Origin of the sequence: Mesorhizobium sp. dw_380 (assembly GCF_018588885.1) — a bacterium.
In the GTDB taxonomy this organism is placed as follows: domain Bacteria; phylum Pseudomonadota; class Alphaproteobacteria; order Rhizobiales; family Rhizobiaceae; genus Mesorhizobium.
Genome location: NZ_JAFFIW010000050.1, coordinates 1 through 23,806, shown reverse-complemented (window position 1 = coordinate 23,806; position 23,806 = coordinate 1). Strand labels below are relative to the sequence as shown.

Annotated in this window: 29 protein-coding genes and 1 pseudogene; 18 read left to right on the top strand and 12 right to left on the bottom strand. The window is 64.4% G+C overall.

All coding sequences use genetic code 11. The features are described 5' to 3' along the window. The first annotated feature begins 109 nt into the window (after positions 1–109). From JT360_RS29545 to JT360_RS29535, 3 genes and pseudogenes are all read left to right on the top strand, one after another. Positions 110–901 (top strand): taurine ABC transporter ATP-binding protein, encoded by a 792-nt coding sequence (locus tag JT360_RS29545; protein ID WP_214476350.1) that lies wholly within the window; start codon positions 110–112, stop codon positions 899–901. Continuing rightward, a pseudogene (locus tag JT360_RS29540) lies at positions 898–1,753 on the top strand (ABC transporter permease subunit). The gene JT360_RS29545 and the pseudogene JT360_RS29540 overlap by 4 nt, the downstream one beginning before the upstream one ends. A 25-nt stretch (positions 1,754–1,778) precedes the next feature. Further along, positions 1,779–1,961, top strand: coding sequence for a hypothetical protein (locus JT360_RS29535; protein WP_214476348.1), 183 nt, complete (start codon positions 1,779–1,781; stop codon positions 1,959–1,961). A 163-nt stretch (positions 1,962–2,124) separates the two neighbouring features. Here the strand turns inward: JT360_RS29535 and JT360_RS29530 are convergent, their stop codons facing one another. Continuing rightward, positions 2,125–2,412: a GIY-YIG nuclease family protein gene (locus JT360_RS29530; RefSeq protein ID WP_214476346.1), complete on the bottom strand. Its 288-nt coding sequence runs from the start codon at positions 2,410–2,412 to the stop codon at positions 2,125–2,127. 415 nt (positions 2,413–2,827) lie between these two features. Here JT360_RS29530 and JT360_RS29525 point away from each other — a divergent pair, with 415 nt between their 5' ends. The 4 genes from JT360_RS29525 to JT360_RS29510 all read left to right on the top strand — a co-directional run bounded on the left by JT360_RS29525 (position 2,828) and on the right by JT360_RS29510 (position 6,562). Continuing rightward, positions 2,828–3,742: a sulfonate ABC transporter substrate-binding protein gene (locus JT360_RS29525; protein WP_250889164.1), complete on the top strand. Its 915-nt coding sequence runs from the start codon at positions 2,828–2,830 to the stop codon at positions 3,740–3,742. A gap of 84 nt (positions 3,743–3,826) precedes the next feature. Further along, positions 3,827–4,984 (top strand): FMNH2-dependent alkanesulfonate monooxygenase, encoded by a 1,158-nt coding sequence (gene ssuD, locus JT360_RS29520; RefSeq protein WP_214476395.1) that lies wholly within the window; start codon positions 3,827–3,829, stop codon positions 4,982–4,984. Further along, on the top strand, positions 4,981–5,754 hold the full coding sequence (locus JT360_RS29515) for an ABC transporter permease subunit (RefSeq protein WP_214476342.1): 774 nt from the start codon (positions 4,981–4,983) through the stop codon (positions 5,752–5,754). Before ssuD ends, JT360_RS29515 begins: the two co-directional genes overlap by 4 nt. A gap of 10 nt (positions 5,755–5,764) precedes the next feature. Then, complete coding sequence (locus JT360_RS29510; RefSeq protein WP_214476340.1) at positions 5,765–6,562, top strand: ATP-binding cassette domain-containing protein; 798 nt, start codon at positions 5,765–5,767, stop codon at positions 6,560–6,562. A 93-nt stretch (positions 6,563–6,655) separates the two neighbouring features. On the opposite strand, the gene JT360_RS29505 is transcribed toward JT360_RS29510, so the two are convergent. Beyond that, positions 6,656–6,832 carry a hypothetical protein gene (locus JT360_RS29505; protein WP_214476338.1) on the bottom strand — a complete coding sequence of 59 codons (177 nt, stop codon included), beginning with the start codon at positions 6,830–6,832 and terminating at the stop codon, positions 6,656–6,658. Positions 6,833–7,142: 310 nt separating this feature from the next. On the opposite strand from JT360_RS29505, the gene JT360_RS29500 reads away from it, so the two are divergent. From JT360_RS29500 to JT360_RS29485, 4 genes are all read left to right on the top strand, one after another. Further along, positions 7,143–7,511: a septal ring lytic transglycosylase RlpA family protein gene (locus JT360_RS29500; protein WP_214476336.1), complete on the top strand. Its 369-nt coding sequence runs from the start codon at positions 7,143–7,145 to the stop codon at positions 7,509–7,511. A gap of 242 nt (positions 7,512–7,753) precedes the next feature. Next, on the top strand, positions 7,754–9,031 hold the full coding sequence (locus tag JT360_RS29495; RefSeq protein ID WP_214476334.1) for a polyhydroxyalkanoate depolymerase: 1,278 nt from the start codon (positions 7,754–7,756) through the stop codon (positions 9,029–9,031). A 171-nt stretch (positions 9,032–9,202) separates the two neighbouring features. Continuing rightward, entirely contained in the window at positions 9,203–9,823 is a 621-nt protein-coding gene (locus JT360_RS29490) for a transglutaminase-like cysteine peptidase (protein ID WP_214476332.1), read from the top strand. Between the two features lie 362 nt (positions 9,824–10,185). Continuing rightward, entirely contained in the window at positions 10,186–10,428 is a 243-nt protein-coding gene (locus JT360_RS29485; protein WP_214476330.1) for a hypothetical protein, read from the top strand. 86 nt (positions 10,429–10,514) lie between these two features. Here JT360_RS29485 and JT360_RS29480 read toward each other — a convergent pair whose 3' ends face one another. From JT360_RS29480 to JT360_RS29465, 4 genes are all read right to left on the bottom strand, one after another. Then, complete coding sequence (locus JT360_RS29480) at positions 10,515–10,883, bottom strand: helix-turn-helix domain-containing protein (RefSeq protein WP_214476328.1); 369 nt, start codon at positions 10,881–10,883, stop codon at positions 10,515–10,517. Positions 10,884–10,908: 25 nt separating this feature from the next. Beyond that, positions 10,909–11,439, bottom strand: a complete 531-nt coding sequence (locus tag JT360_RS29475; RefSeq protein ID WP_214476327.1) for a Smr/MutS family protein — start codon at positions 11,437–11,439, stop codon at positions 10,909–10,911. After that, positions 11,436–12,539 (bottom strand): murein transglycosylase A, encoded by a 1,104-nt coding sequence (gene mltA / locus JT360_RS29470; protein ID WP_214476325.1) that lies wholly within the window; start codon positions 12,537–12,539, stop codon positions 11,436–11,438. Before mltA ends, JT360_RS29475 begins: the two co-directional genes overlap by 4 nt. 126 nt (positions 12,540–12,665) lie before the next feature. Further along, positions 12,666–13,373: a Tim44/TimA family putative adaptor protein gene (locus tag JT360_RS29465; RefSeq protein WP_214476322.1), complete on the bottom strand. Its 708-nt coding sequence runs from the start codon at positions 13,371–13,373 to the stop codon at positions 12,666–12,668. Positions 13,374–13,591: 218 nt separating this feature from the next. Between JT360_RS29465 and JT360_RS29460 the strand changes: the two genes are divergently transcribed. Both JT360_RS29460 and secB read left to right on the top strand, forming a co-directional pair. Further along, positions 13,592–14,092: an FxsA family protein gene (locus JT360_RS29460; RefSeq protein WP_214476320.1), complete on the top strand. Its 501-nt coding sequence runs from the start codon at positions 13,592–13,594 to the stop codon at positions 14,090–14,092. A 255-nt stretch (positions 14,093–14,347) separates the two neighbouring features. After that, positions 14,348–14,848 (top strand): protein-export chaperone SecB, encoded by a 501-nt coding sequence (secB, locus tag JT360_RS29455; RefSeq protein WP_214476318.1) that lies wholly within the window; start codon positions 14,348–14,350, stop codon positions 14,846–14,848. A 102-nt stretch (positions 14,849–14,950) separates the two neighbouring features. Here secB and JT360_RS29450 read toward each other — a convergent pair whose 3' ends face one another. The 6 genes from JT360_RS29450 to rph all read right to left on the bottom strand — a co-directional run bounded on the left by JT360_RS29450 (position 14,951) and on the right by rph (position 18,829). Continuing rightward, a complete protein-coding gene (locus tag JT360_RS29450) occupies positions 14,951–15,274 on the bottom strand; it encodes a low molecular weight protein tyrosine phosphatase family protein (protein ID WP_214476317.1) in 324 nt (107 codons plus the stop codon). Between the two features lie 3 nt (positions 15,275–15,277). Beyond that, positions 15,278–15,601 carry a hypothetical protein gene (locus JT360_RS29445; RefSeq protein ID WP_214476314.1) on the bottom strand — a complete coding sequence of 108 codons (324 nt, stop codon included), beginning with the start codon at positions 15,599–15,601 and terminating at the stop codon, positions 15,278–15,280. A gap of 116 nt (positions 15,602–15,717) precedes the next feature. Beyond that, positions 15,718–16,881 (bottom strand): radical SAM family heme chaperone HemW, encoded by a 1,164-nt coding sequence (gene hemW, locus JT360_RS29440; RefSeq protein ID WP_214476312.1) that lies wholly within the window; start codon positions 16,879–16,881, stop codon positions 15,718–15,720. Continuing rightward, positions 16,878–17,525 carry an RdgB/HAM1 family non-canonical purine NTP pyrophosphatase gene (gene rdgB / locus JT360_RS29435; protein ID WP_214476311.1) on the bottom strand — a complete coding sequence of 216 codons (648 nt, stop codon included), beginning with the start codon at positions 17,523–17,525 and terminating at the stop codon, positions 16,878–16,880. The genes hemW and rdgB overlap by 4 nt, the downstream gene beginning before the upstream one ends. Next, a complete protein-coding gene (locus tag JT360_RS29430; RefSeq protein WP_214476309.1) occupies positions 17,525–17,935 on the bottom strand; it encodes a VOC family protein in 411 nt (136 codons plus the stop codon). Before JT360_RS29430 ends, rdgB begins: the two co-directional genes overlap by 1 nt. Positions 17,936–18,112: 177 nt before the next feature. Further along, positions 18,113–18,829: a ribonuclease PH gene (gene rph / locus JT360_RS29425; RefSeq protein ID WP_214476307.1), complete on the bottom strand. Its 717-nt coding sequence runs from the start codon at positions 18,827–18,829 to the stop codon at positions 18,113–18,115. Positions 18,830–19,007: 178 nt separating this feature from the next. Here rph and hrcA point away from each other — a divergent pair, with 178 nt between their 5' ends. The 5 genes from hrcA (at position 19,008) to cysK (ending at position 23,758) form a co-directional block, all read left to right on the top strand. Further along, a complete protein-coding gene (gene hrcA, locus JT360_RS29420; RefSeq protein ID WP_214476305.1) occupies positions 19,008–20,090 on the top strand; it encodes a heat-inducible transcriptional repressor HrcA in 1,083 nt (360 codons plus the stop codon). Positions 20,091–20,193: 103 nt separating this feature from the next. Then, positions 20,194–20,391: a hypothetical protein gene (locus JT360_RS29415; protein WP_013892036.1), complete on the top strand. Its 198-nt coding sequence runs from the start codon at positions 20,194–20,196 to the stop codon at positions 20,389–20,391. A gap of 92 nt (positions 20,392–20,483) precedes the next feature. After that, positions 20,484–21,851: a PQQ-dependent sugar dehydrogenase gene (locus JT360_RS29410; RefSeq protein WP_214476303.1), complete on the top strand. Its 1,368-nt coding sequence runs from the start codon at positions 20,484–20,486 to the stop codon at positions 21,849–21,851. A gap of 110 nt (positions 21,852–21,961) precedes the next feature. Continuing rightward, complete coding sequence (locus tag JT360_RS29405; RefSeq protein ID WP_214476301.1) at positions 21,962–22,579, top strand: LysE family translocator; 618 nt, start codon at positions 21,962–21,964, stop codon at positions 22,577–22,579. 198 nt (positions 22,580–22,777) lie between these two features. Beyond that, the gene (gene cysK, locus JT360_RS29400; protein WP_214476299.1) at positions 22,778–23,758 is read left to right on the top strand and encodes a cysteine synthase A; all 981 of its coding nucleotides are present in this window, start codon (positions 22,778–22,780) and stop codon (positions 23,756–23,758) included. Positions 23,759–23,806 lie beyond the last annotated feature (48 nt).

Genomic DNA, 23,806 nt, shown 5'->3' with positions numbered 1-23,806 from the left:
GACACGCGCGGATCTTCTTCCCTGACGCCGCGTGCTGTCTGCCCCGGGATCGCTGACGAGGAGCGGTTTCGGGGCAGTCGGATTTAAACGATCCTCCTGCGAGGCAGCCATGCCGCATCTCGTGCTCGACCCCCATCTCGTACTGGACAACGTCTCGATCCACTATGAGGGCCAGCCGGCACCCGCCGTCGAGCGGGTGTCGATCGAAATTGCCAGGAATGATTTCGTCGTCCTTGTCGGCCGTTCCGGCTGCGGCAAGACCTCGCTGCTCAATGTCGCGGCCGGCCTGGTCGCGCCGGCGCGCGGCGCCGCCACGATCGACGGCCGGCCGATCACGGCGCCCGGTTCGGACCGGGCCGTGGTGTTCCAGAACGATGCCCTGTTTCCCTGGCTGACCGCGCGCGAGAACGTCGCCTTCGCGCTCAGGCTGCGCGGCGTCGGTCCGGCCGAGAGGGCGCGCCGCGCCGACGAGCTTCTGGCGCTGGTGAAACTCACCGATGCCGGCGACAAGCGCATCTGGGAGCTTTCCGGCGGCATGCGCCAGCGTGTCGGCCTCGCCCGGGCGCTCGCCGCCGAACCTCAGTTCCTGTTGCTCGACGAGCCGCTCGGCGCGCTCGACGCGCTGACCCGCGAGCGCATGCAGACAACGCTGCTCGACCTGTGGACGGCAAGCAATGTCGGCGTGCTGATGGTCACGCACGGCATCGAGGAGGCGCTGGTGCTTGCCACCCGCATCGTCGTGCTGGCGCCGGGCCCAGGCCGCGTGGTGCGCACCTTCGAACCGGGCTTTTCCAGGCGCTACGCCTCGGGCGAGGCCATCCGCACGATCAAGGCCGACCCGGCCTTCGCCGCGGCGCGCGGCGAACTGACCGACGCGATCTTCGAAGGAGAAGCGGCATGACCATTTCCTCCTATACGGAACGGCCCGGTTCCGGGATCGACGAAGCCGAGGGCCTGTCGGTGCCGTGGTCGCGGCCAAGCCCAAGACGCAAAGGCATTTCCGCCCGCATGATCAGCGCCGTCACCATCCTGGTGGTGCTGGCGGCCTGGGCGCTGTCGGTCCGGCTGCAACTGGTGTCACCGGTGTTCCTGCCCTCGCCGGTCGCCGTGTGGAACAAATTCATCGTGGTCGCCCGCGACGGCTTCGTCGACGCGACGCTGCTGCAGCATGTCGTCGCCAGCCTCGGCCGCGTCTTCGCGGCGCTTGTCGCCGCCATCCTCGTCGCCGTGCCGGTGGGCCTCGCCATCGGCATCAGCACCATCGGACGCGGCATCTTCGATCCGCTGCTGGAATTCCTGCGGCCGATCCCGCCGCTCGCCTATCTGCCGCTGGTCATCATCTGGTTCGGTATCGGCGAGCCGTCGAAGATCCTGGTGATCACCATAGCCATGCTGGCGCCGGTGGCATTGTCGACCGCGTCCGGCGTTCGCGGCGTCTCGCAGGAGCGCATCGATGCGGCGCGTTCGCTTGGTGCCACGCGCGCGCAAGTGGTCCGCCACGTCATCCTGCCCAGTGCGCTGCCCGCCATCCTGACCGGACTGCGCATCGCGCTTGGCGCCGGCTGGTCGACATTGGTCGCGGCCGAACTGGTGGCGGCCACGCGCGGGCTTGGTTTCATGATCCGCGGCCCAGTTCCTGGTCACGGACGTGGTGATCATGGGCATATTGGTGATCGCGGCCATCGCCTTCGTGCTCGAATTCACCATCCGCAGGATCGAGCGCGCGCTCGTCCCGTGGGCGGGACGCGAATGAAAAGGGAAAGGAAAGGAGAATGACGATGACCCATTCCACCGCCGTGCTGTTCGCCCATTTCGGCGCCTGGCTGCTTGGCCTTTCCAGGGACAAGCCGCAAGAGGACCGGCCGCTATCGCCGACGCCGGTCCATCTGCAAGCCGGGCGTGACCGCCTGCCGCCGCGCGACGAGAGTTTTTACTGGGCCTGGCAGTATTGGTCGCAGTGAGGGACGGCTGTGCACGAACGCAGAGCGCTAGCGGTCTCTTCGCGCTGATCCTAGCAGCTTCGTCATCCTAGGGCGGAGCGAGGAGCGAAGCGACGCGGCGCAGACCCTAGGATCCATGCCGTGACGTTGATGCTATGCTCCGGCGGTGAAAGAAACTGAGCCCCTACCACCCAGTTCCACGAAAGAGCTCGAACCACTCGGGATTCGCCATCTCGATCAGCTCGATCTTCCATTGGCGTGGCCAGCGTTTCAGGGACTTCTCACGTTGGATCGCATCGGTGATGTCGAAATACTCCTCGTACCAGACAAGGCGCTGCACGCCGTAGCGACTGGTGAAGCCTGTGCCTTGACCGGACTTGTGCTCGGGTACGCGACGGCCGAGGTCATTGGTCACGCCGATGTAGATCGTACCGCGCTTCTGGCTTGCAGTCATATAGACGTAGCCGGTCATGGTTGAAGCGTAATCCGGGTGAGTGGGCGTGCAAGCGCCATTTCTGATCCGTCGCATTCTACGACCAATGTCACGGCATGGATCCTAGGGTCTGCGCCGCGTCGCTTCGCTCCTTGCTTCGCCCTAGGATGACGAAGGGATGGGTTGCCGCAGAAATCAATTCCGTCCTGACCGTTCAACTCGCAAAATCATTCCTCTACTAAATTTATAGAACTACCTAGCCTCACTCCCGTATCCAACGGCAGGGAAGCCTTCCCGGCGCCGATCAGCATTGAAGGATAGAACTACCTAGCCTCACTCCCGTATCCAACGGCAGGGAAGCCTTCCCGGCGCCGATCAGCATTGAAGGAATGGGATCATGTTCAATCTGACCAAGCGCTTCAATCCAACAAGACGCGTTTTCGGCATCGGCCTTATGGCCGCGACAGTTGCCCTGTCGTTCGGCGCCGCCGCGCAGGACCTGAAGCAGTTCAGCATTGGCTACCAGAAAACCGGCCTGCCGGTGATCGCCAGGCAGCAGCAGGTGATCGAGAAGGCGCTCAGCGACAAGGGTGTTGCGGTGAAATGGGTCGAGTTCACCGCCGGGCCGCCGCTGGTCGAGGCGCTCAATGTCGGCGCCATTGATGCCGGCTGGACCGGCGACGCGCCGCCGATCTTCGGTCAATCGGCCGGCGCCAACATCGTCTATGCGGCAGCGCTGCCGTCCAATGGCGACGGCGAGGCGATCTTCGTCAAGCCGGCCTCGCCGGTCCAGTCAGTCGCCGACCTCAAGGGCAAGCGTGTCGGCGTCGGCAAGGGCACCAGCGCGCATAATCTGCTCGTCGCGGCGCTGGAAAAGGCCGGCGTCCCCTTCGATCAGATCACGCCGGTCTATCTCAGCCCGGCCGATGCGGCCGCCGCCTTCGCCAGCGACCAGATCGATGCGTGGGCGGTCTGGGATCCGTTCTTCGCCATTGCCGAAACGCGTTACCAGCCGCGCGTGCTGGCCCGCTCCAGCGAGGTGCTCAAGGTCAACACCTACTTCCTCGCCAACAAGGATTTCGCCAAGGCGCATCCCGAAATCGTCACCACGACCATCGCCGCTCTCGGCGAGGCGGCGAAATGGGCGGGCCAGAATCGCGACAAGGTGGCCGAAGCGCTGCATGAGGTGACCGGGGTGCCGCTCGACGCGCAGACCATCGCCGCCAACCGCACCAAATTCGGCATCTTTCCGATCACCGACGAGATCATCGCCGGTCAGCAGGCGACCGCCGACCGCTTCTACAAGCTCGGCCTGATCCCGAAGGCGGTTCGGATCTCCGACGCGGTGTGGACCGCGCCGGGCAACTGATTTTTGCCACGCGACGCCGGATGAGAACGCCCGGCGCCGTTGCCGTTTGCAGCTCCAGGAGGTCCGCCCGTGACTGCGCCAGACATGACCACGCCAGCCAACCCACTCGATTTCTTCTGGTTCATCCCGACGCATGGCGACGGCTCCTATCTCGGTTCCGAGCAGCAGCAGCGGCCGCCGGAGTTCGGCTATTTCAAGGAGATCGCACAGGCGGTCGACCGGCTCGGCTTTCCCGGCGTGCTGCTGCCGACCGGACAGAATTGCGAGGATTCCTGGATCACCGCGACGGGCCTCGCGACGCTCACCGAAAAACTCAAATTCCTGGTGGCACTCAGGCCCGGCGTGACGCTGCCGACCTTCGCAGCGCGCCAGACGGCGGCATTCGACCGGCTGAGCAATGGCCGCCTGCTGCTCAACGTCGTGGTCGGCGGCAATCCGACAGAGCTCGCCGGCGATGGCGTCTTCCTGCCGCATGACGAGCGCTACGCCCAGGCGCATGAATTCCTGACCATCTGGCGCAGCCTGGTGTCCGGTGAGCGGGTCAATTTCGACGGCAAATACTACCGCGTCGAGAATGGCCGCCTCGATCTTTTGCCGAGCCAAGAGCGGCCGCCGCTTTATTTCGGCGGCTCGTCCGATGCCGGGCAGGATCTCGCCGCCGATCTCGTCGACATGTACCTGACCTGGGGCGAGCCGCCGCGCCAAGTCGCTGAAAAACTTGCCTCGGCGCGCGCGAAAGCAGCACTGCGCGGCAAAAAACTGCGCTTCGGCATCCGGCTGCATTTCATCGTTCGCGAGACCGAGGATGAAGCCTGGCGCGCCGCCGACCGGCTGATCAGCCATGTCACCGACGCCCAGGTCGAGACTGCGCAGGCGCGTTTCCTCAAGGAGATGGACTCGGTCGGCCAGCGCCGCATGGCCGAACTGCATGGCGGCCGCCGCGACAAGCTTGTCGTCTCGCCCAACCTGTGGGCCGGCGTCGGCCTGGTGCGCGGCGGTGCCGGCACGGCGCTGGTCGGCACGCCGGAGCAGATCACCGAGCGCATCCGCGAATACCAGGCGATCGGCATCGACACCATCATCGGCTCCGGCTACCCGCATCTCGAGGAAGCCTACCGCGTCGCCGAGCTTTTGTTCCCGCGCCTCGGGCTCGGCACCAGGCGGCAGCGGGCGCATCGGGACATTGCCAATGAATTCTCGGTCGGCTTCCATGGCGCCGCCCGCCTGCAGGCCTCCTCATGAGCTTTTCCGCGCGCCTCCACGCAAACGCCATCGGCTGGGTGCTGCCGGTCCTGGTGATTGCCGGCTGGGAAGCTGCATCGCGTGCGGGTGTCATGCCGGCCAATGTGCTGCCGGCGCCAAGCGCCGTTGCCGAGGCCTTCTGGCGGCTGACGCTTTCGGGTGAACTGATCCGCAACATCGGCGTTTCCACGGCGCGCGCGCTTGCCGGCTTTGCGATAGGCGGCGCGATCGGCTTCGCGCTCGGCCTCGCCAACGGGCTGTCGCGGCTCAGCCGCGGCCTGACCGACACCACGCTGCAGATGATCCGCAACATTCCGCATCTGGCGCTGATCCCGCTCGTCATCCTGTGGTTCGGCATCGACGAGGAAGCAAAACTGTTCCTGGTGGCGCTTGGCGTGTTCTTTCCGATCTACGTCAACACGCTGCTCGGCATTCAGAGCGTCGACCCGCATCTGGTCGAGATGGGCCGCGTCTACGGCATGGACCGGCGCGCGCTGTTCTTCCGCGTCATCCTGCCCGGCGCGCTGCCGGCGATCTTCGTCGGCCTGCGCTATGCCTTGGGCATCATGTGGCTGACGTTGATCGTTGCCGAAACCATCTCGGCCAGTTCCGGCCTCGGCTACATGGCCATGCAGGCGCGTGAATTCCTGCTGATCGATGTCGTCGTGCTGTCGATCCTGATCTATGCGCTGCTCGGCAAGCTCGCCGACAGTCTCGCCCGCCTGCTCGAGCGTCTGTCGCTCGGTTGGCATCCCGCCTTCCAGAACTGATGAGTTTTCGATGCCAGCCGCCAGCCTGACCTCCGTCCGTTCCTTCGTCGCCGCGCCGGCGCCGGCGCGACCGGCGATATCGGTCGAAGGACGGCGCGCCTTCGCCTTCAAGGGTGTGGAAAAACGCTTCGGCGACAAGACCGTGCTCGACGGCATCGACCTTGACGTGCCGGCCGGGCAATTCGTTGCCGTCATCGGCAAGAGCGGCTGCGGCAAGAGCACGCTGCTGCGGCTGCTGGCCGGGCTGGACCGGCCGACGACCGGATCACTGACGCTGGGAGCCGAGGAAGAGGGTCACAGCCGCACGCGCTTCATGTTCCAGGAGCCGCGCTTGCTGCCTTGGGCCAGCGTGGTGAAAAATGTCGAAGTCGGGCTGACCGGCATCGCCGCCGGCACTGACGCAAGGCGGCGCGCGCTCGACATTCTTGGCGAGGTTGGCCTCGCCGATCGCGCCGACGAATGGCCCTCGGTGCTGTCCGGCGGCCAGAAGCAGCGCGTGGCGCTGGCCCGCGCCTTGGTCGGCCACCCTCAGATCCTGGCGCTCGACGAGCCGCTGGGCGCACTCGACGCGCTGACCCGCATCGAGATGCAGCAATTGCTGGAGCGCATCTGGCTGGCCCAGAAGTTCACCGCCGTGCTGGTCACGCATGATGTCGCCGAAGCGGTTGCGCTCGCCGACCGGGTCGTGGTGATCAGCGGCGGCAGGATCGCGCTCGACCTCGACGTACCGGTGGCCCGGCCGCGCCGGCGCGGTTCCGCCGAGCTCGCCCGCCTCGAAGGCACGATCCTGGACCGGTTGTTCGGTTAGCCGATCAGCGCAAACGCGAACCTCAAGACGTCGGCAGGACAGAGGGGGGCGCCCACGCTCGTTCTGCAACGCAGTCTACCGTGGCCTCACCCCCTACCGGTTTGCCCAGACCAGCCCGGCCAGGCCGACCAGCATGGTGGCGAGGCCGATATAGAGCCATTGCGACTGGCCGGTCATGAAGCTGCCGCCGATCGCGCCGATGCCTTGCAGCGACCACAGCGCCCCGAGAGCCAGCACAATCAAGGCCAGCAGATTTTTGGTCAGTCTCATTGACGGATCTCACTTTCCCAGTCGATCGATTGCGGTGCCGTGGCGTTGATGAAAGAGCCAAAGGAAGTGGCTAAATCCTCGCGATTTCTACTTGGAGGTTAATCCCGGATCTTGTCAAACGGATCTCACATGCCAGTCGGAAGATCATCGGATGACTGATCCTGGATCACCGGAAAATCCATGACAGACTGTTACCTCTTGACTCCAAACGTGTGATCTCGCCACGGAACCGCCAGATCACTGCCGCATTTCCTGCCTTATTCCGCACTTAACCGCTTGGGTCTGTCAAAAACGGAGCCATCCCCCAAATATGAAGAGTTTAAACCAGACCGCGCTTGTCGCGGTAACGATCGCGGCTGGCCTGATGGTCGGCGCCTCCGCCACCTCCGCAACCGCCGCCGCCGGCCAGTGTGGCCGCGCCTCCTGGTACGCACTGCACTCGCGCACCGCTTCGGGCGAACGCATGAACCCTTCGGCCTTGACCGCCGCCCACCGCACGCTGCCTTTCGGCACCAAGCTGCTTGTCACCAACAAGAACAACGGCCGCAGCGTCGTCGTGCGCATCAACGATCGGGGCCCGTTCGTCAGGGGCCGCGTGCTCGACCTGTCGAAAGGTGCCGCCGGCCAGCTCGGCTTCATCGGCTCCGGCCAGACCGCGGTCTGCATGGCCCGTGTCTGACATGTCTGGGTCCGGCCCCGATCCCGAGATGGCCCGGACCCGGCAATGCCTTCGTCGCAGCGCACACTGAGCCGGCTCGCCCCGTTCAGGGCCGATTTCCAAAGCCTTGGACGAAAGAATGAGTATAAATCACGCGACGTGACGTATTGCATCGCAGCAATTAGTTGTTAACTTCCCCGCGAGACATTTAGGCTCGGCGCTGCTCGTCGTCCCTTCGGTCGCAGGCAGCAGCGGGGTTCTCGATGTTCTACCAGCTCTATGAAATGAACCACGCCGCCGTGCAGCCCGCGCGCCTGTACGCCGATGCGGTGCGGATGTTCTACTCCAATCCGCTCAATCCATTCTCGCACACGTCCTGGGGCCGCTCGGTCGCGGCCACCGCCGAACTGTTCGAGCGTACCACGCGCCGCTACGGCAAGCCGGTCTTCGGCCTCGACAAGACCGTGGTCGACTGGAAGAGCGTCGCGGTCACCGAAAAAACCGTCTGGTCGAAGCCGTTCTGCAATCTCGTCCGTTTCGAGCGCGACGTTCCCGCAGGCCGCCGGCCGGACCCGAAGCTTCTGATCGTGGCGCCGATGTCGGGCCATTATGCGACGCTGCTGCGCGGCACGGCAGAGGCGATGCTGCCCTATGCCGACGTTCACATCACCGACTGGGTCGACGCCCGCATGGTGCCGCTGGCCGACGGCCAATTCGATCTCGACGATTACATCGACTATGTCATCGACATGCTGCACGCGCTGGGGCCCGACACCCATGTGATGGCGGTATGCCAGCCTTCCGTGCCGGTTCTGGCGGCGGTGGCGCTGATGGAGACCAAGGGCGACCCGTTCGTCCCTTCGACGATGACGTTGATGGGCGGGCCGATCGACACCCGCCGCAATCCGACCGCGGTCAATCTGCTGGCCGAGGAAAAGGGCATCGATTGGTTCCGCGACAATGTCATCATGCGCGCGCCCTGGCCGGTGCCCGGCTTCGGCCGTGAGGTCTATCCCGGCTTCCTGCAGCTGTCCGGCTTCATGAGCATGAACCTCGACCGCCACATCACCGCCCACAAGGACTTCTTCATGCACCTTGTGAAGCATGATGGCGACAGCGCCGAGAAGCATCGCGACTTCTATGACGAATATCTGGCGGTGATGGATCTGACGGCGGAGTTCTACCTGCAAACGGTCGACACCGTCTTCGTGCGCCATGCCTTGCCCAAGGGCGAGATGACGCATCGCGGCACCAGGATCGACACGTCCGCCATCCGCAACGTCGCCCTGTTCACGGTCGAAGGCGAGAACGACGACATATCGGGCCTTGGCCAGACCAAGGCGGCCCAGGATCTGTGCGTCAACATTCCGGCCGACAAGAAGGCGCACTATATGCAGCCCGCGGTCGGCCATTACGGCGTCTTCAACGGCTCGCGCTTCCGCTCCGAGATCGTGCCGCGCATCGTCGACTTCATCACCAGCTATGGCCGCCAGAACCGTGTTGCCGTGAAGCCGAAGCTGGTCCGCACCGCCAAGCGATAGGCAGTCCGTAATTGCGAGCACTGGGCCGAAAATCGGCGCCAGTGCGTTTCTGTCGAACAAGTGCCGCTACCCCTCTCCGGGTAACCATGCTGCAAATCAGGCCGTCTTCGTAATTGACACAGACTGTCAATCGCCCTTAACGTTTCATTAACAACAGGGTGAGCGGGGACAATGAATTCCTCAACAATGGCAAGAAGGCTGCGTTTGTGCGTGGCCGCAGCCGGTCTGGCAGCCACGGGAGGCTGGATGGCGCCGGCAATGGCTGCCGGAGCGATGGCGACCGGGGGTATGACCTCGCAGCCGATCGGCCACTATGATTTCTGCAAGCTGCATCCCGGCGAGTGCTCGATCCGTCCAGGCAATCTGGCGCCGGCCAGAATGACCGACGGGCTGATGCGCAAGCTCGCCGGCGTCACCGCCCGGGTCAATGCCGCCGTCAAGCCGATGAGCGACATGGATATTTACGGCAAGGACGAGGTCTGGGCCTATCCCGACAAGGGCGTCGGCGATTGCGAGGACTATGTCCTGGAAAAGCGCCGCCGGCTGTCCCACATGGGCATGTCGCTTGCCGATCTTCTCATCACCGTGGTGCGCAAGCCCGATGGCGAAGGACACTCCGTGCTGACGGTGCGCACCGACAAGGGCGACTATGTGCTTGACAATCTGACCGACAAGGTCAGGCCGTGGGACCAGACCGGCTACCGCTTCCTCAAGCGGCAGGCGACCGACAACACCGGCCGCTGGGTCTCGATCCGCGGCGGCCAGCAGGTTCTGGTGGGGTCGGTGCAATAGGGACTGGTGGCGGTTTTGGCCGCGCGGCCGCTCTCGGTTTTCCCGGCAATAACAGAAGTTTGGCGCCGCCCCTCATTGTCCTGCCGGACATTTCTCCCCGTATAGTGACGGGGAGAAAAAGGCTGTCATCGCCGCTTTCGCCAATCATCAACGTCGCAAAGCAAGCGCCAGCGGCGCGGCTACCCCTTCTCCCCGTCACTATACGGGGAGAAGGTGCCGGCAGGCGGATGAGGGGCGGCGCCGACATGGCCAGCCGCGCACCTCGCGCATTCCTCTAATAATTTCTCGCATCCCTCCATGAACCATTTCGGTCCGGCCAGCGACACACAGCCGTGAACCGAAACCAACCATGGAGACTTCAAATGACTGCTCTTTTGCGAAATGCATTTCTCGCAGCCGTCGCGGTGTCGGCCCTGGCCGGATCCGCTCTGGCCGATCAGACCATTCCAAGCTGCGCCAAGACCAACCTCAACGACCTGTGGAGCGGCCGCTGTTGCAGCGCGGCCGGCGCATCGGACTGCCTAGGCGGTGGAAATGGTGGCCGTGACCATCACGACAATGGCGGCAGGGGAAACAATGGCGGCGGCACGGCCGGCAAGAAATGATTTCGCTGCAAGGCCCGCCGGCGGCTTGCCGGCGGGCACTGTTTTACGATCAGGCGGACGCCGTCGCGACATCCGAGTAGAGAGATCTACGCCCGCCGGCTCAGCGCCGCGCGGATCGATGCGGTGATGCGGCGCAGCTCCGCTTCGTCGAGCTTCTCGATATTCTCGGCCAAAAGATTGGCAAGCTCGGTGGCGGCGGGGTTGAGACCCGACGTGTCGAGTTTCACCCGGGGATGCGAGGCCTCGGCCAGCCGCGCCAGCTCCTCGGCATCGTCCCAGATGATGTTGAAATAGCCGATGATCTTCTGGATCAGCGTCCAGGTCGGCGCACCGCGCCTGCCATGCTCGAGCGCCGACAGATAGGCGGCGCTGACGCCGATCGCCGCCGCCATGTCCTTCTGGCTGACGCCGCGCTCGTTCCTGAGTGCCCGCAGCTTCTCGCCGAATGGCGTCATGCGCCCGGCCTCACGGCTTCAGCCCTCATGAGCGCGCTCGCCGCAGCCTGATATAGAGCGCGCCCGAGCCGCCATGGTTGCGGGCGGCATGGTCGTGGCTGGAGACCAGCGGCCGGAACGCCGGCGTCGACAGCCAGGCGGGCACCGCGCGCCGCAACACGCCGTCGCCGCCCGAGGAAGATCCCTTGCCGGTGATGACGAGGACATAGCGGATGCCGCCGGCATGCGCCCGGTGCAGGAACGAGAACAGCAGCGAATAGGCCTCGTCCTGCGTCATGCCATGCAGGTCGACGCGGCCCTCGATCGGCAGCCTGCCCTTTGACAATTTGTCCAGCGTCGGTTCGTCGAGGCGGTGCGTGACATGCTGTGCCTTCGGCTTTGCCGCGCCTGGCGCATTGGCGGCGGGCTGGGCCGTTTGCGGCGCCGCTGGCCTGGAATCGGCGGCGATGTCGGGAATATCGACGGCGGCCCTGCCCTTCAGCGGCTTGGCCGTGCGCGCCACAAGGTTCCACAGCACCCGGTCGTCCTCGCTGAGCTTGTCCGGACGCCTGGTCATCGTGCGCCCCCGACCAGCGCGCGCGGCACCAGCGCATAGAAATCGGCGGCGTTGCGCACCACGCCGGCGATCTCGCCGGCCGCATCGCCCGAACCGGCGAAGAGATCGCCACGCGCCGGCCCGGTGATGGCCGAACCTGTATCTTGCGCGATCATCAGCCGCCGGAATGGTTTTGCCTCGAACGCGGTGAGCGTCGGCGCGTCGATGTAAAAAGGCGTGCCGAATGTGTGCAGCAGCCGGTCGACCGCGACCGAGCGGCCCGGCGTCAGCGGCACCTTGGCGGCGGCGATCGGGCCAAGCGCCGCGTCGTCGACATCGGCCTTCCGGAAGAAGATGTAGGAGCGGTTCTGCCACAGGATCTCGTCGACGCGCTTGGGATGCGCCTTGAACCAGGCGCGGATCGACTGCATCGTCACCTCCGCCAGCGGGATTTCGCCTGCCTCACTCAACACCTTGCCGGGTCCGGTGAAACGCTGGCCGGACTTGGCCGCGTAGGTGACGCGGCAAAGCCGGCCGTCGGTCATGGCGAGCCGTGCCGCCCCTTGCACGTGGATGAAGAAGGCATCGACCTTGTCGGCCAGCCAGGCGATCTCCAGCCCCTGGCCGGCAAGCGCACCGCGTTCGATCGCGCCGCGGTCGAAATACTCAACCGGCCCGTCCGCCGTCCGGCGCGCGAAAGCGAGATAGGGGTCCATCCCCTGCGGCCGGTTGGCGTCGTCGACATCGACCAGATCGGCAGGACGCGACATGAGCGGCACGACAAAACGCCCCGTCCGCACCGGCGAAGCCTCGACTTGCGGTTCGTAGAAACCGGTGACTAGGCCGGCGCCCCCGGCCTCGGGCCGGACCAGCATGGGGACAAAATGGCGCTCGAAGAACGCGCGGGCCTGCTGTTGGTTCGCCGGAGAGACGCCGCGCGCTTCGGCATAGGCTTCGGCAAAGGCGTTGAAGTCGACGCCGAGCGCGCCGCTGCGATAAGGCTTGGTCGGCACATGCAAGGCCGAACGGCGAAACGCCTCGAAGGCCGGCAGATGTTCGTCGCCGCCCCAGCCGGGCAAGTCGTCGAAGGATTTTTCAAGGAGGAGAGGCGACAGCGACACCTGAGCCCGCCCTTGCCTAAAGCGCGTCGTGCTTGAAGACGGTCATACGACGCGCTTCGGATCCTGGTCTTGATGCAAGTCCTTGTCCCAAAACCGCTTCGCACTTTTGGGCGATATGCATCGGGCTCAGTCTTCTTCTTCGGTGGCGACCAGCTTCCAGTTCGGATCGCGCGAGCGCGTATCGCGGGCGAAGGTCCAGACATCCTTGACCTCGGCCACGGTTTCCGGATCGCCGTCGATCACGGCACCCGCCTTGTCGCGCGTCGCCGAAATCAGCTCGCTGATGATGCGCAGCGTCACATGCGCCTCGCCGCCCTTCATCTCGGCCGAGACGATGTCGGCCTTGTCGATGCCGACGAAGGAGGACTGGATCTTTTCCGACTTGGCCTCGCGTTCGCCGATCGCCGCGACGAAGCCGTCGAAGACCTCGCGCGACAGAAGGTTCTTCAGCGTTTTGCGGTCGCCGTCGGCATAGGCCATGACGATCATCTCATAGGCCATCTTGGCGCCGTCGACGAATCCCTTCGGATCGAAGGACGGGTCATTGTCCTTGATCGCGCGCAGGCCCTTGTTGAGGTCCGTGTCAGGCTTGGCGAAGGCGTCGATGGCCGCATAGGTGTCGGCCGGTGCCGGTTCACCCGGCAGCCGCTTGCGCGGCAGCGAAACGACGTTCTCGGGTTTCTGGGTGGCGTCCTTGTCGGTGCGTGCTGCCGTGTAGGGGTCGAAGGGCGGCCGCTCGCTACCGGTCCGACGGCCCAGCACATTGCGCAGCTGGAAGAAGATCACCACCGCCGCGATCAGGAAGAAAATCGTGCCGAAGTCGAAGAAACCCATATCTTCCGCCAATCAATCCCTGCCTCTAGGCCGGACCATCCAGCCAACAGGCCGCGGTCGCATAGCGCTCAACATCCAAAGCATATAGAACGCAAGGCGCAATCATTCAAATCAAAGGCAGGCATACCTATCTAACAGCCTCCGTGCCAGCGGCGATTGGTCGCCGGCCGGGCAAAACAGTCGAAACGGCCAAAACGACCGAAAAAGGTTGGCAAGACTTGCGCATTTCTTTCCTTCCCCTCTTCCTGCTCGCGCTTCCGCTGCTGGAAATCGCCGGGTTCGTCGTCGTCGGCCGCGAGGTCGGCGCGCTGGCGACGGTCGGCCTGGTGCTGGCCTCGAGCATCGCCGGCGTGCTCTTGCTGCGGCACCAGGGTTTCGGCGTCATGGCTCGCATCCGCGCCGAAATGGATGCCGGCCGCGATCCCAGCCAGCAGCTTGCCCATGGCGCCATGATCGTGGTGGCGGCGATCCTTTTGATCATCCCGGGCTTCATCACGGACATTATCGGCTTGCTCCTGTTCCTGCCGCCGGTGCGCGACCTTGCCTGGCGCCTGTTCAAGGGCCGCATCGTCGTGGCCACCAATTTCACCGCCGGCGGCTTCCGCGGCAGGCCGCGCGACAAGGTCATCGACCTCGACGACGGCGACTATTCGCGCGAGGACGATCTGAAGCGCGGCCCCGACCACAATTCGCCGTGGCGCCGCCTGAAGGACGACTGAGACTGTATTGATATTCAGGTGATGCCGGTCTGCAAATGGCGGCTTCCTGCGCTTCCGGTGCTCACGTACCAAAAGTACGCTCCGCTCCGGTTCTCGGAAACCACCATTTTCGACTCGGCCTGACCTGAATCTCAACACAGTCTGGATCCCGTCCGGTCGCAAGGCGGCAAACCTTGTCTTGTCATGCCGGCCATGGTAGCGAACGCCCGATTTCAATGCGGTCAGCAACGCTGCCCAGGCAAAAGGAAAAGGCTCATGGCCAGCAAAGATGACGCGCCGACCGGCGCGGCCAACGGAAACGGCAACGCGGCGCAGCCGTCGCTCAACGTCCTGGCCCAGTATGTGAAGGACCTGTCCTTCGAAAGCCCCGGCGCGCCGAATTCGCTGCGTGGCCGCGACAAGGCGCCCGGCATCGCCATCAACGTCAACGTCAATGCCAATCCGCTCTCCGACAAGCAGTTCGACGTCAATTTGACGCTGAACGCCAAGGCCTCCTTCGACCAGGAAGTGCTGTTTAATGTCGAGCTGGTTTATGGCGGCGTCTTCGCCATTTCGGGCTTCCCGCAGGAGCACATGCTGCCGATCCTGTTCATCGAATGCCCGCGCCTGTTGTTCCCCTTCGCACGCCAGATCATCGCCGAGGCGACGCGCAATGGCGGCTTCCCGCCGCTGATGCTCGACCCGATCGATTTCGCGCAGATGTTCCAGCAGAAGATCGCCGAAGACGAGGCCGCCTCGAAGGTCCAGGTGAGCTGAGGCTCGCTAGAAGAATGTCCCGAAAAACCCGGCCTCGCGCCGGGTTTTTTGTGTGTGCCGAGCATGACAAAGGCGCGGCAGCAACGCTTGGCCCAGATGCTTTCAGCCGAGGTGTCTCGGCACTTTCGTCTCCAGGGGCCGAACCAGCTCGGGATCCATGAATTCATAGTCGTCAGGAATATCGAGGCAGACGATACGGGCCTTCTTCAGGCTGGCCTTGAATGTCTTCTGCAGCGTGGCGCGATGCGCCTTTTCCATGACGAAGATGATGTCGGCCCAGGCGACCAGCTCATGCGTCAGCGGCGTGTCGGCGTCGTGGTTTGTTCCGGCCGCTTCAACCTCGATATGCCTTCGCCTGGAAAACACCTGCTCGGCCGTCGGGCTGCGCAAGCGGTTCTGGCTGCAGACGAAGAGGACATTTTTCACCGATTACTCATCCCAGATCTCACGTAGATTTTTGCTCATAGGGATGTACTGATCAAACGTCAGTCCATTCAGATCAAACTCGACCAAATTATCCTTGGCGATCCCCCGAAGTTTACTTCCGATATACGTTATGAAACTGAGAACAACGTTGAACTCACTCAAGTGAGTCAATTTTATTTTAGATGTGACCTTCGTATTTCTGATGAAGATCGCTTCCGCCTCAAAGAGATCGTCATGTCCCGGAGATCTCGAAATCTCGGTCAGTCCAAACTCGAACACTTCATCCGTGTTCAATGTCCGCAAGGTCTCGTGGATCAGGAACTTCATCGCAGGACCATCTTGGATGCGGCGCGACGCGCCTTTGACTAAGCAAGCCGAACTTCTAACATCCTCGCTCGAGTGGACAAATCGCCCACCACCGTACAGCCACTTGGCCTCTGCATCTACCGCGCCAGATCGGCGACCACGGCATCGAGCACGATCATGCCGGCGGGCGTGGCGCGCAGCCGCGCATTGCCGATCGGCGCCACCAGACCCTCACCCTGCAGCATGGACAGCCGCGCGCTCGACAGGCCACGTCCGGAAAACGCCTCGTAGCGCGAGAGGTCGATGCCCTCGGCCAGCCGCAGGCCCATCAGCAGGAACTCGTCGGCCTCTTCGGAACGCGTCAGGATTTCGCCGCCGGTCACGCCATGGCCCTTGGCCTCGACGAGGTTGGCCCAGGTTTCCGGCATCCGCTCGGCGATCGTCACAGTGCGGCGGCCATTCTCGACGAAGCGGCCATGCGCGCCGGGGCCGACGCCGACATATTCGCCATAGCGCCAGTAGGTCAGATTGTGCCGGCTCTCGGCGCCCGGCCGGGCGTGGTTGGAAATCTCGTAGGCCGGCAGGCCGTGCGCCGCCGTGATCTCCTGCGTCAACGCATAGAGGTCGGCGGCGTGGTCGTTGTCGGGGATGATGAACTTCTTCGCCGCATGCAGCGCATGGAAGGGCGTGCCTTCCTCGATGGTCAACTGGTAGAGCGACAGATGATCGGCGGCATGGCCGATCGCCTGTTCGAGCTCGGATGCCCAGGCCTCCGGCGTCTGGCCGGGCCGGGCGTAGATCAGATCGAAGGACAGCCGCGGGAATATTTCCCGCGCCAGCCCGATGGCGTGCAGCGCCTCATCAACATTGTGCAGCCGGCCGAGGAAGCGCAAATCCCTGTCGTTCAGCGCCTGCACGCCGAGCGAGACGCGATTGACGCCCGCCGCCCGGTAGCCGCGAAACCTTTCGGCCTCGACCGAGGATGGATTGGCCTCCAGCGTCACCTCGATCCCGTCAGGCACCGTCCAGTTTTTCGCCACCGCGTCGAGGACCTTAGCCACGGTTTCCGGTTTCATCAGCGATGGCGTGCCGCCGCCGAGGAAAATGCTGGTCACGTCGCGCGGCCCGGTGCGCTGGCGCATGGTTGCCAGTTCGGCCTCGAAGGCCGCGGCAAAGCGCTCCTGGTCGACCGGCTGATGCCGGACATGGCTGTTGAAGTCGCAATAGGGGCACTTGGCCGCGCAGAACGGCCAATGGACGTAGACGCCGAAGCCCGGGCTGCGGTCGAGCAGCATGTTCATGCCGAGCCCAATCTCGCTTTGGCGAATTCCTGGAAGGCGCGGGCGCGGTGCGACAAAGCGGTCGCCTGGCCGGGCTTCCAGCCATGCTTTTCCTCGGCGCTCATCTCGCCGAAGGTCTTGTCGAAACCATTGGGTAAAAACACCGGGTCGTAGCCGAATCCGAGTTCGCCGCGCGGCGGCCAGACCAGCGTGCCTTCGGCCTCGCCACGATAATATTCGGCGTCGCCATCGGGGAAGGCGAGGCAGATGACGGCGACAAAACGGCCCTTGCGCTGCTCAGGCAAGGCGGCGCCGACTTCCTGCAGCGCCACTTCGGTGCGCTGCATGGCCATGCCGAAATCCCTGCCGCCGTCCGGGGTTTCGGCCCAGTTGGCGGTATAAACGCCGGGCGCGCCATCGAGCGCGTCGACGCACAGGCCCGAATCATCCGACAGTGCCGGCAGGCCGGTCGCCCGGGCGGCGGCCAATGCCTTGATATAGGCGTTCTCCTCGAAAGTGGTGCCGGTTTCGTCCGGCTCGGGCAAGCCATAGTCCCTGGCCGATTTCGCCTCGAAACCGAACGGCCCCATCAGATCGGCGAATTCGCGCAGCTTGCCGGCATTGTGGCTGGCGACGACGATCTTCTTGCTATCAAGCGTATGCATCAAAGGCCCCAGATTCTCGGCTCGGCGAACTCGATCGAATTGCCCGAGGGGTCGCGTATATAAATCGAACGGCCACCTTGCGGCCATTCGAATTCGCTTTCGATGGCGATCTTCTTCGCCTCGAGATGCGCTTTCCAGCCGGCGATCTCGGTGGCGGTCGCCGCAAAGCAGAGATGACCTTCGCCGACGGTGCCGTGCGGCGGCACTTTCAGCCTGGCATCGGGCGCCGGTGGGATCTTGGTCGCTTCGGCATTGAAGATGAGCAGCACGCCCGGCCCGCAACGGAAGAAGAGATGGCGCCCGTCCACCTTGCCGAGGAGGTGAAGGCCGAGGATTTCGGTGTAGAAGGCTTCGGCGGCGGCGAGGTCGGTGACGTAGAGGGCTGATTCAAGAATGGCGGAGGGTATCACGAGGCGCCCCCCTCTGCCCTGCCGGGCATCTCCCCCTCAAGGGGGGAGATTGGCAGCTTCGACGTTGCCGCACCCATTGCGCCGGTTGGCGAAACCCATCCGGATAGCCGATCTCCCCCCTTGAGGGGGAGATGGCCGGCAGGCCAGAGGGGGGCGTTCAAGCGCGGCATCAAAAAACTACGCCACCGCCATCTGCTGCAGACTGATCAGGCGCTGGATGCCTTTCTTGGCCAGGCCCATCAGGCTTGCGAACTGGTCCTCGGAGAAAGGCTCGCCCTCGGCAGTGCCCTGGATCTCGACGATGCCGCCCTTGCCGGTCATGACGAAATTGGCGTCGGTGCCGGCCGAGGAATCTTCGAGGTAATCGAGATCGATGACCGGCTGGCCGTCATGGATGCCGCAGGAAATCGCCGCGACGTGGTCCTTCAGCACCTTCGAAACGCTGGCCATCTGCCGCGCTTCCATCCAGCGCAGGCAATCGTAGAGCGCCACCCAGCCGCCGGTGATCGAGGCGGTGCGGGTGCCGCCATCGGCCTGGATAACGTCGCAGTCGACGGTGATCTGCTGTTCGCCCAGCGCTTGCAGGTCGACCACGGCGCGCAGCGAACGGCCGATCAGCCGCTGGATCTCCAGCGTGCGGCCGCCCTGCTTGCCGGCGGAGGCCTCGCGGCGCATGCGCTCGCCGGTCGAGCGCGGCAGCATGCCATATTCCGCCGTCACCCAGCCCTTGCCGGAATTGCGCATCCAGCCCGGCACCTTCTCCTCCAGGCTTGCCGTGCACAGCACATGCGTGTCGCCGAACTTCACCAGGCATGAGCCCTCGGCATGCTTGGAGACGCCGCGCTCGAAGGAGATGGCGCGCATTTCGTCGAATTGGCGTTTGGAGGGGCGCATTCAGGCTACTTTCTCGTCATTTTTCGGAATCTTGGCCGGCTTGTAGCCGCATGGGGGGCACGGCGCAAAGGAAAATGGCCGGGTGACCGCAAACGTGGCGCCGGGTGATCTGGCACAGACACCGGCTTGCGCGGGCCGGGCCGAAGTCTATATCCTTGGGCCGGAGGTTTTTGGCCGAATGACCAAGGCAGTCGATCCGAGTTCGCAGGCGCCCGCGCTCCAATCCCTCGACATGCGCTCGCGCGACATCTTCCGGCGCATCGTCGATTCCTATCTCAGGGATGGCGAGCCCGTGGGCTCGCGCAGCCTGTCGCGTATCCTGCCCTCCTCGCTGTCGCCGGCCACCATCCGCAATGTGATGAGCGATCTCGAGCATCTCGGGCTGATCTACGCGCCGCACATCTCGGCCGGCCGGCTGCCGACGCAGGCCGGCCTGCGCTTCTTCGTCGACGCCTTCATGGAACTTGGAGATCTCTCCGACGAGGAGCGCCGCGCCATCGAGGCGCAGGTGCGGGCCTCCGGCTCGGGAGCGACGCTGGAGCAGATGCTGACCGAGGCCAGCCAGATGCTTTCGGGCATGTCGCGCGGCGCCGGCCTGGTGCTGGCCGCCAAGAACGAGGTGGCGCTGAAGCACATCGAGTTCATCCAGCTTGAGCCGACCAAGGCGCTGGCGGTGCTGGTGTCGCAGAATGGCGACGTCGAAAACCGCGTCCTCGAGCTGCCCGCCGGCATCACCGTCTCGCAGCTGCATGAAGCCTCGAATTTCCTCAACGCGCATATTCGCGGCCGCACGCTGGCCGAGGCGCGCACCGAGATCGCCCGTATCAAGGAAGAGACCAGGGCGGCCCTCGACACGCTGTCGCAGGACCTCGTCGAGAAGGGGCTGGCGGTGTGGGCGGGCGCCGAAAGCGGCCTGCCGGCACGGCTCATCGTGCGCGGCCGCGCCAATCTGCTGGAAAACGTCACCGCCCAGGCCGACATCGAACTCCTACGGCATCTGTTCGAGGACATGGAGACGCAGGACGGCCTGATCCAGCTGCTCGACCTCGCCGAGCAGGGATCGGGCGTGCGCATTTTCATCGGCTCGGAAAACAAGCTGTTCTCGCTGTCTGGCTCGTCGCTGGTGGTCGCGCCCTATCGCGACAAGGATGCCCGCGTCGTCGGCGCGCTCGGCGTCATCGGCCCGACCCGGCTGAACTATGCCCGCATCGTGCCGATGGTCGACTATACGGCGCAGCTGATATCGCGCATGCTACGCTAGGTGTATCGATATTCGGGTGAGGCCGGCCTCCGAATGGCGGCCTGACCCAATCTCGACACACCTAAGTCCAAACCGAGAAACAGCCCTGCCCTGGAGAAAAAGAATGGCGCTCGAGGAATTCAAGGCCCGCATTAGCCTGCTGCTGGAGGAAATGGTAAACCAGCCGGAGGACCAGCACGAGATCCAGGAACAGTTGCGCGAGAAATTGCGGGAAATGCGCGCCATGGGCTTGCCGCTGCCTGCCGATCTGGTCGCGCTGGAAAAACGCCTCGACGACGATTTCTACGCTGCCGGGACCTGAGCCCAGAAGCAAAACCTGCGCTTCCTTCAACTCAGACGGAACCCAGCGACAAACCGGCCGTTAACTTCCTTCGCGATGAGGTGGAGGACAAAATGATCCGATTGGCCGGACTGGTGATCCCCGCACTGTTTCTCACCACCGCGGCCTTTGCCCAAGAGGCCGATCAGCCGGTGCTGAAGGGCCCGGCCGCCTTCGGCGACTGGCGCGCCGACAAGCCAGGCTTGCGCCGCCTGATCAGGCCGGAGGACCAGCCGAAGCCCTACGCCACCAAATCCGCCTCGAACAGCGCCGGCGTTGCCGACATGCCGGCAGGCGCAAAGCCGCAGCTGCCGCCCGGATTTTCGGCCGAGCTGATCGCATCGGGCATCGACAATCCGCGCGTCGTGCGCACAGCACCCAATGGCGACCTGTTCGTCGCCAACAGCGAAGCCAACCAGATTCGGGTTTACCGCCTGACCGAGGGCAGCGCGAAACCTGCCCAGAAAGGCATCTTTGCCGGCAAACTCCACCAGCCCTATGGCATTGCCTTCTACCCGCCAGGCGACGACCCGCAATGGGTCTATGTCGCCAACAGCGACAGCATCGTGCGCTTTGCCTACCGCAATGGCGACCTGAAGGCGTCGGGCGAGCCGGAGACCATTGTCGACAACATTCCCGCCAATCATCACTGGACCCGCGACATCGTCTTTTCGCCCGATGGCAAGACGATCTATCTGTCTGTCGGCTCCGGCTCGAACATCGCCGAGGACATGGGCAAGAGGCCGGATGGCGGGCTCGAAGCGTGGATCAAGACGAAACCGCTCGGCGCGACATGGGGCGCGGAGGAAGGCCGCGCCGACGTGCAGGCCTTCGACCCGGACGGCAAGAACGGCCGCGTCGTCGCCACCGGCCTGCGCAACTGTTCGGGCATGACCGTCCAGCCGGTGACCGGCGCGCTGTGGTGCGTCGTCAACGAACGCGACGCGCTCGGCGACAATGTGCCGGCCGAATACGCCACATCAGTCAGGGAAGGCGCCTTCTACGGCTGGCCCTGGTACTACATCGGCAATTATGAGGATCCGCGCCACAAGGGCCAGCGCCCCGACCTCGCCGGCAAGGCTACCATTCCCGATGTGCTGATGCAGGCGCATTCCGCGCCGCTCACCATCGCCTTCTACGACGGCAAGGGCTTGCCCGCGGACAGCGGCTTTCCCAGGGAATACAGGGGCGACGCGTTCGTCGCCCTGCACGGTTCGTGGAATCGCGGCAACAGGACCGGCTACAAGGTCGTCCGCCTGCTGTTCAGGGATGGCAAGCCGACCGGCGAGTATGAGGATTTCATGACCGGCTTCGTCGTCTCCAGCGGCGAGGTGTGGGGCCGGCCGGTGGGCGTGGCGGTGGCCAAGGACGGCGCGCTGATCGTCACCGAGGACGGCAACGGCACCATCTGGCGCGTGACCTATGATGGCGGCCGCTCCTGACCGCATTTCCACGTGGTGCAATCGAATCTCGCTTCAGGGAATTCCTGCGCGCCTGACATTGTGCGACAAGACGCCGTCGCAACAGCGCCCCAGCACGCAAGGTCGCATCCATGACCCTCACCGGCTTTCTCGCCTACAGCGCCGCCCTCGGCATCGCCGCCGCCATTCCCGGCCCCGGCGTCACCGCACTTGTCGCGCGTGCGCTCGGCTCCGGCTTCCGCTCGTCGCTCGCCATGTCCTTTGGCCTGATGCTCGGCGACCTCACCTACCTGACCGCAGTGGTGCTCGGCCTCGCCTTCGTGGCGCAGACTTTCGGCATGGTGTTCCTGGCAATCAAATGGGCCGGCGTCGCCTATCTGGCTTTCCTCGGCTGGCGCTTCTGGACCGCGGGCATCACGCCCGAAACCGTCGAAGCGAAAAAGGGCAAGGCCGGATTGCTGTCGAGCTTTGTCGCCGGTCTCACCGTCACGCTCGGCAATCCGAAGACGATGATCTTCTACCTCGCGATCACGCCGACCATCGTCGACCTGAAGACCATCACTCTGGCCGACTACGGCATTCTCGTCGCGCTGACGGTCGTCGTGCTGTTCGTCGTGCTGGTGCCCTACCTGGCGCTGGCGGCCAAGGCGCGCTGGTTCCTCAAATCGCCGCGCGCGCTGAAGGTGCTGAACCGCACCGCGGCAGGCTTCATGGTTGGCGCCGCGGCAGCGATCGCCGCCCGCCAGTAGCCTCTGTTCGAGCCAAAATATTCCTGAGATTGCCGTTTTCAGAAAACGCATTTCCGGGACGGAAGCGCTTTAGACATGCGCCCCACTCGGATATGCTTGCCTGACGGTCTATCTTGCGCGACCGAAGGCCCTATCTTGCCGGCCGCGATGCCACTTGCCTGAAATCCTCACTTGCCTGAAGTTCTGGGAGCGAAACCAATGAACAAGCCCGTCACCTCTGCCCGCGTCCCCGGCCGCGGCCGCATCTACAATTCCATCACCGACACGATCGGCGACACGCCCCTGATACGGCTCGACAAGTTCGCCAGGGAGAAGGGCGTCGTCGCCAGGCTCGTCGCCAAGCTCGAATTCTTCAACCCGATCGCCTCGGTCAAGGACCGCATCGGCGTGGCGATGATCGAGGCGCTGGAGGCGGCCGGCAAGATTTCGCCCGGCAAGACGACGCTGATCGAACCGACCTCGGGCAACACCGGCATCGCGCTCGCCTTCGCCGCCGCCGCCAAGGGCTACAAGCTGGTCCTGACCATGCCGGAGACGATGTCGGTCGAGCGCCGCAAGATGCTGGCGCTGCTCGGCGCCGAACTGGTGCTGACCGAAGGCCCGAAAGGCATGAAAGGCGCTATCGCCAAGGCCGACGAGCTGGCCGCGACGATCCCCAATGCGATCATCCCGCAGCAGTTCGAAAACCCCGCCAATCCGGAAATCCACCGAAAGACGACAGCGGAGGAGATCTGGAACGACACGCAGGGCGAGGTCGACATCTTCGTCGCCGGCATTGGCACCGGCGGCACCATCACCGGCGTCGGCCAGGTGCTGAAGAAGCGCAAGCCCTCGCTGCATGTCGTCGCCGTCGAGCCGGAGGCCTCGCCGGTGCTGTCGGGCGGCCAGCCCGGGCCACACAAGATCCAGGGCATCGGCGCCGGCTTTGCGCCGAAAATCCTCGACACCACGATCTATGACGAGATCGTCAAGGTTTCCAACGAGGATTCGGTCGCCAACGCCCGCCTCGTCGCCCGCCTCGAAGGCGTGCCGGTCGGCATTTCGTCAGGTGCCGCCCTGCAGGCGGCAATCGTCGTCGGCTCGCGGCCGGAGAACAAGGGCAAGACCCTGGTCGTGGTCATCCCCGATTTCGCCGAACGCTATCTGTCGACGATCCTGTTCGAAGGGCTGGGCGCTTAGTTTCAGCTACAGCCGTCTCGCCGCCCTCGAAGAGCGTAGTCTCCCCCC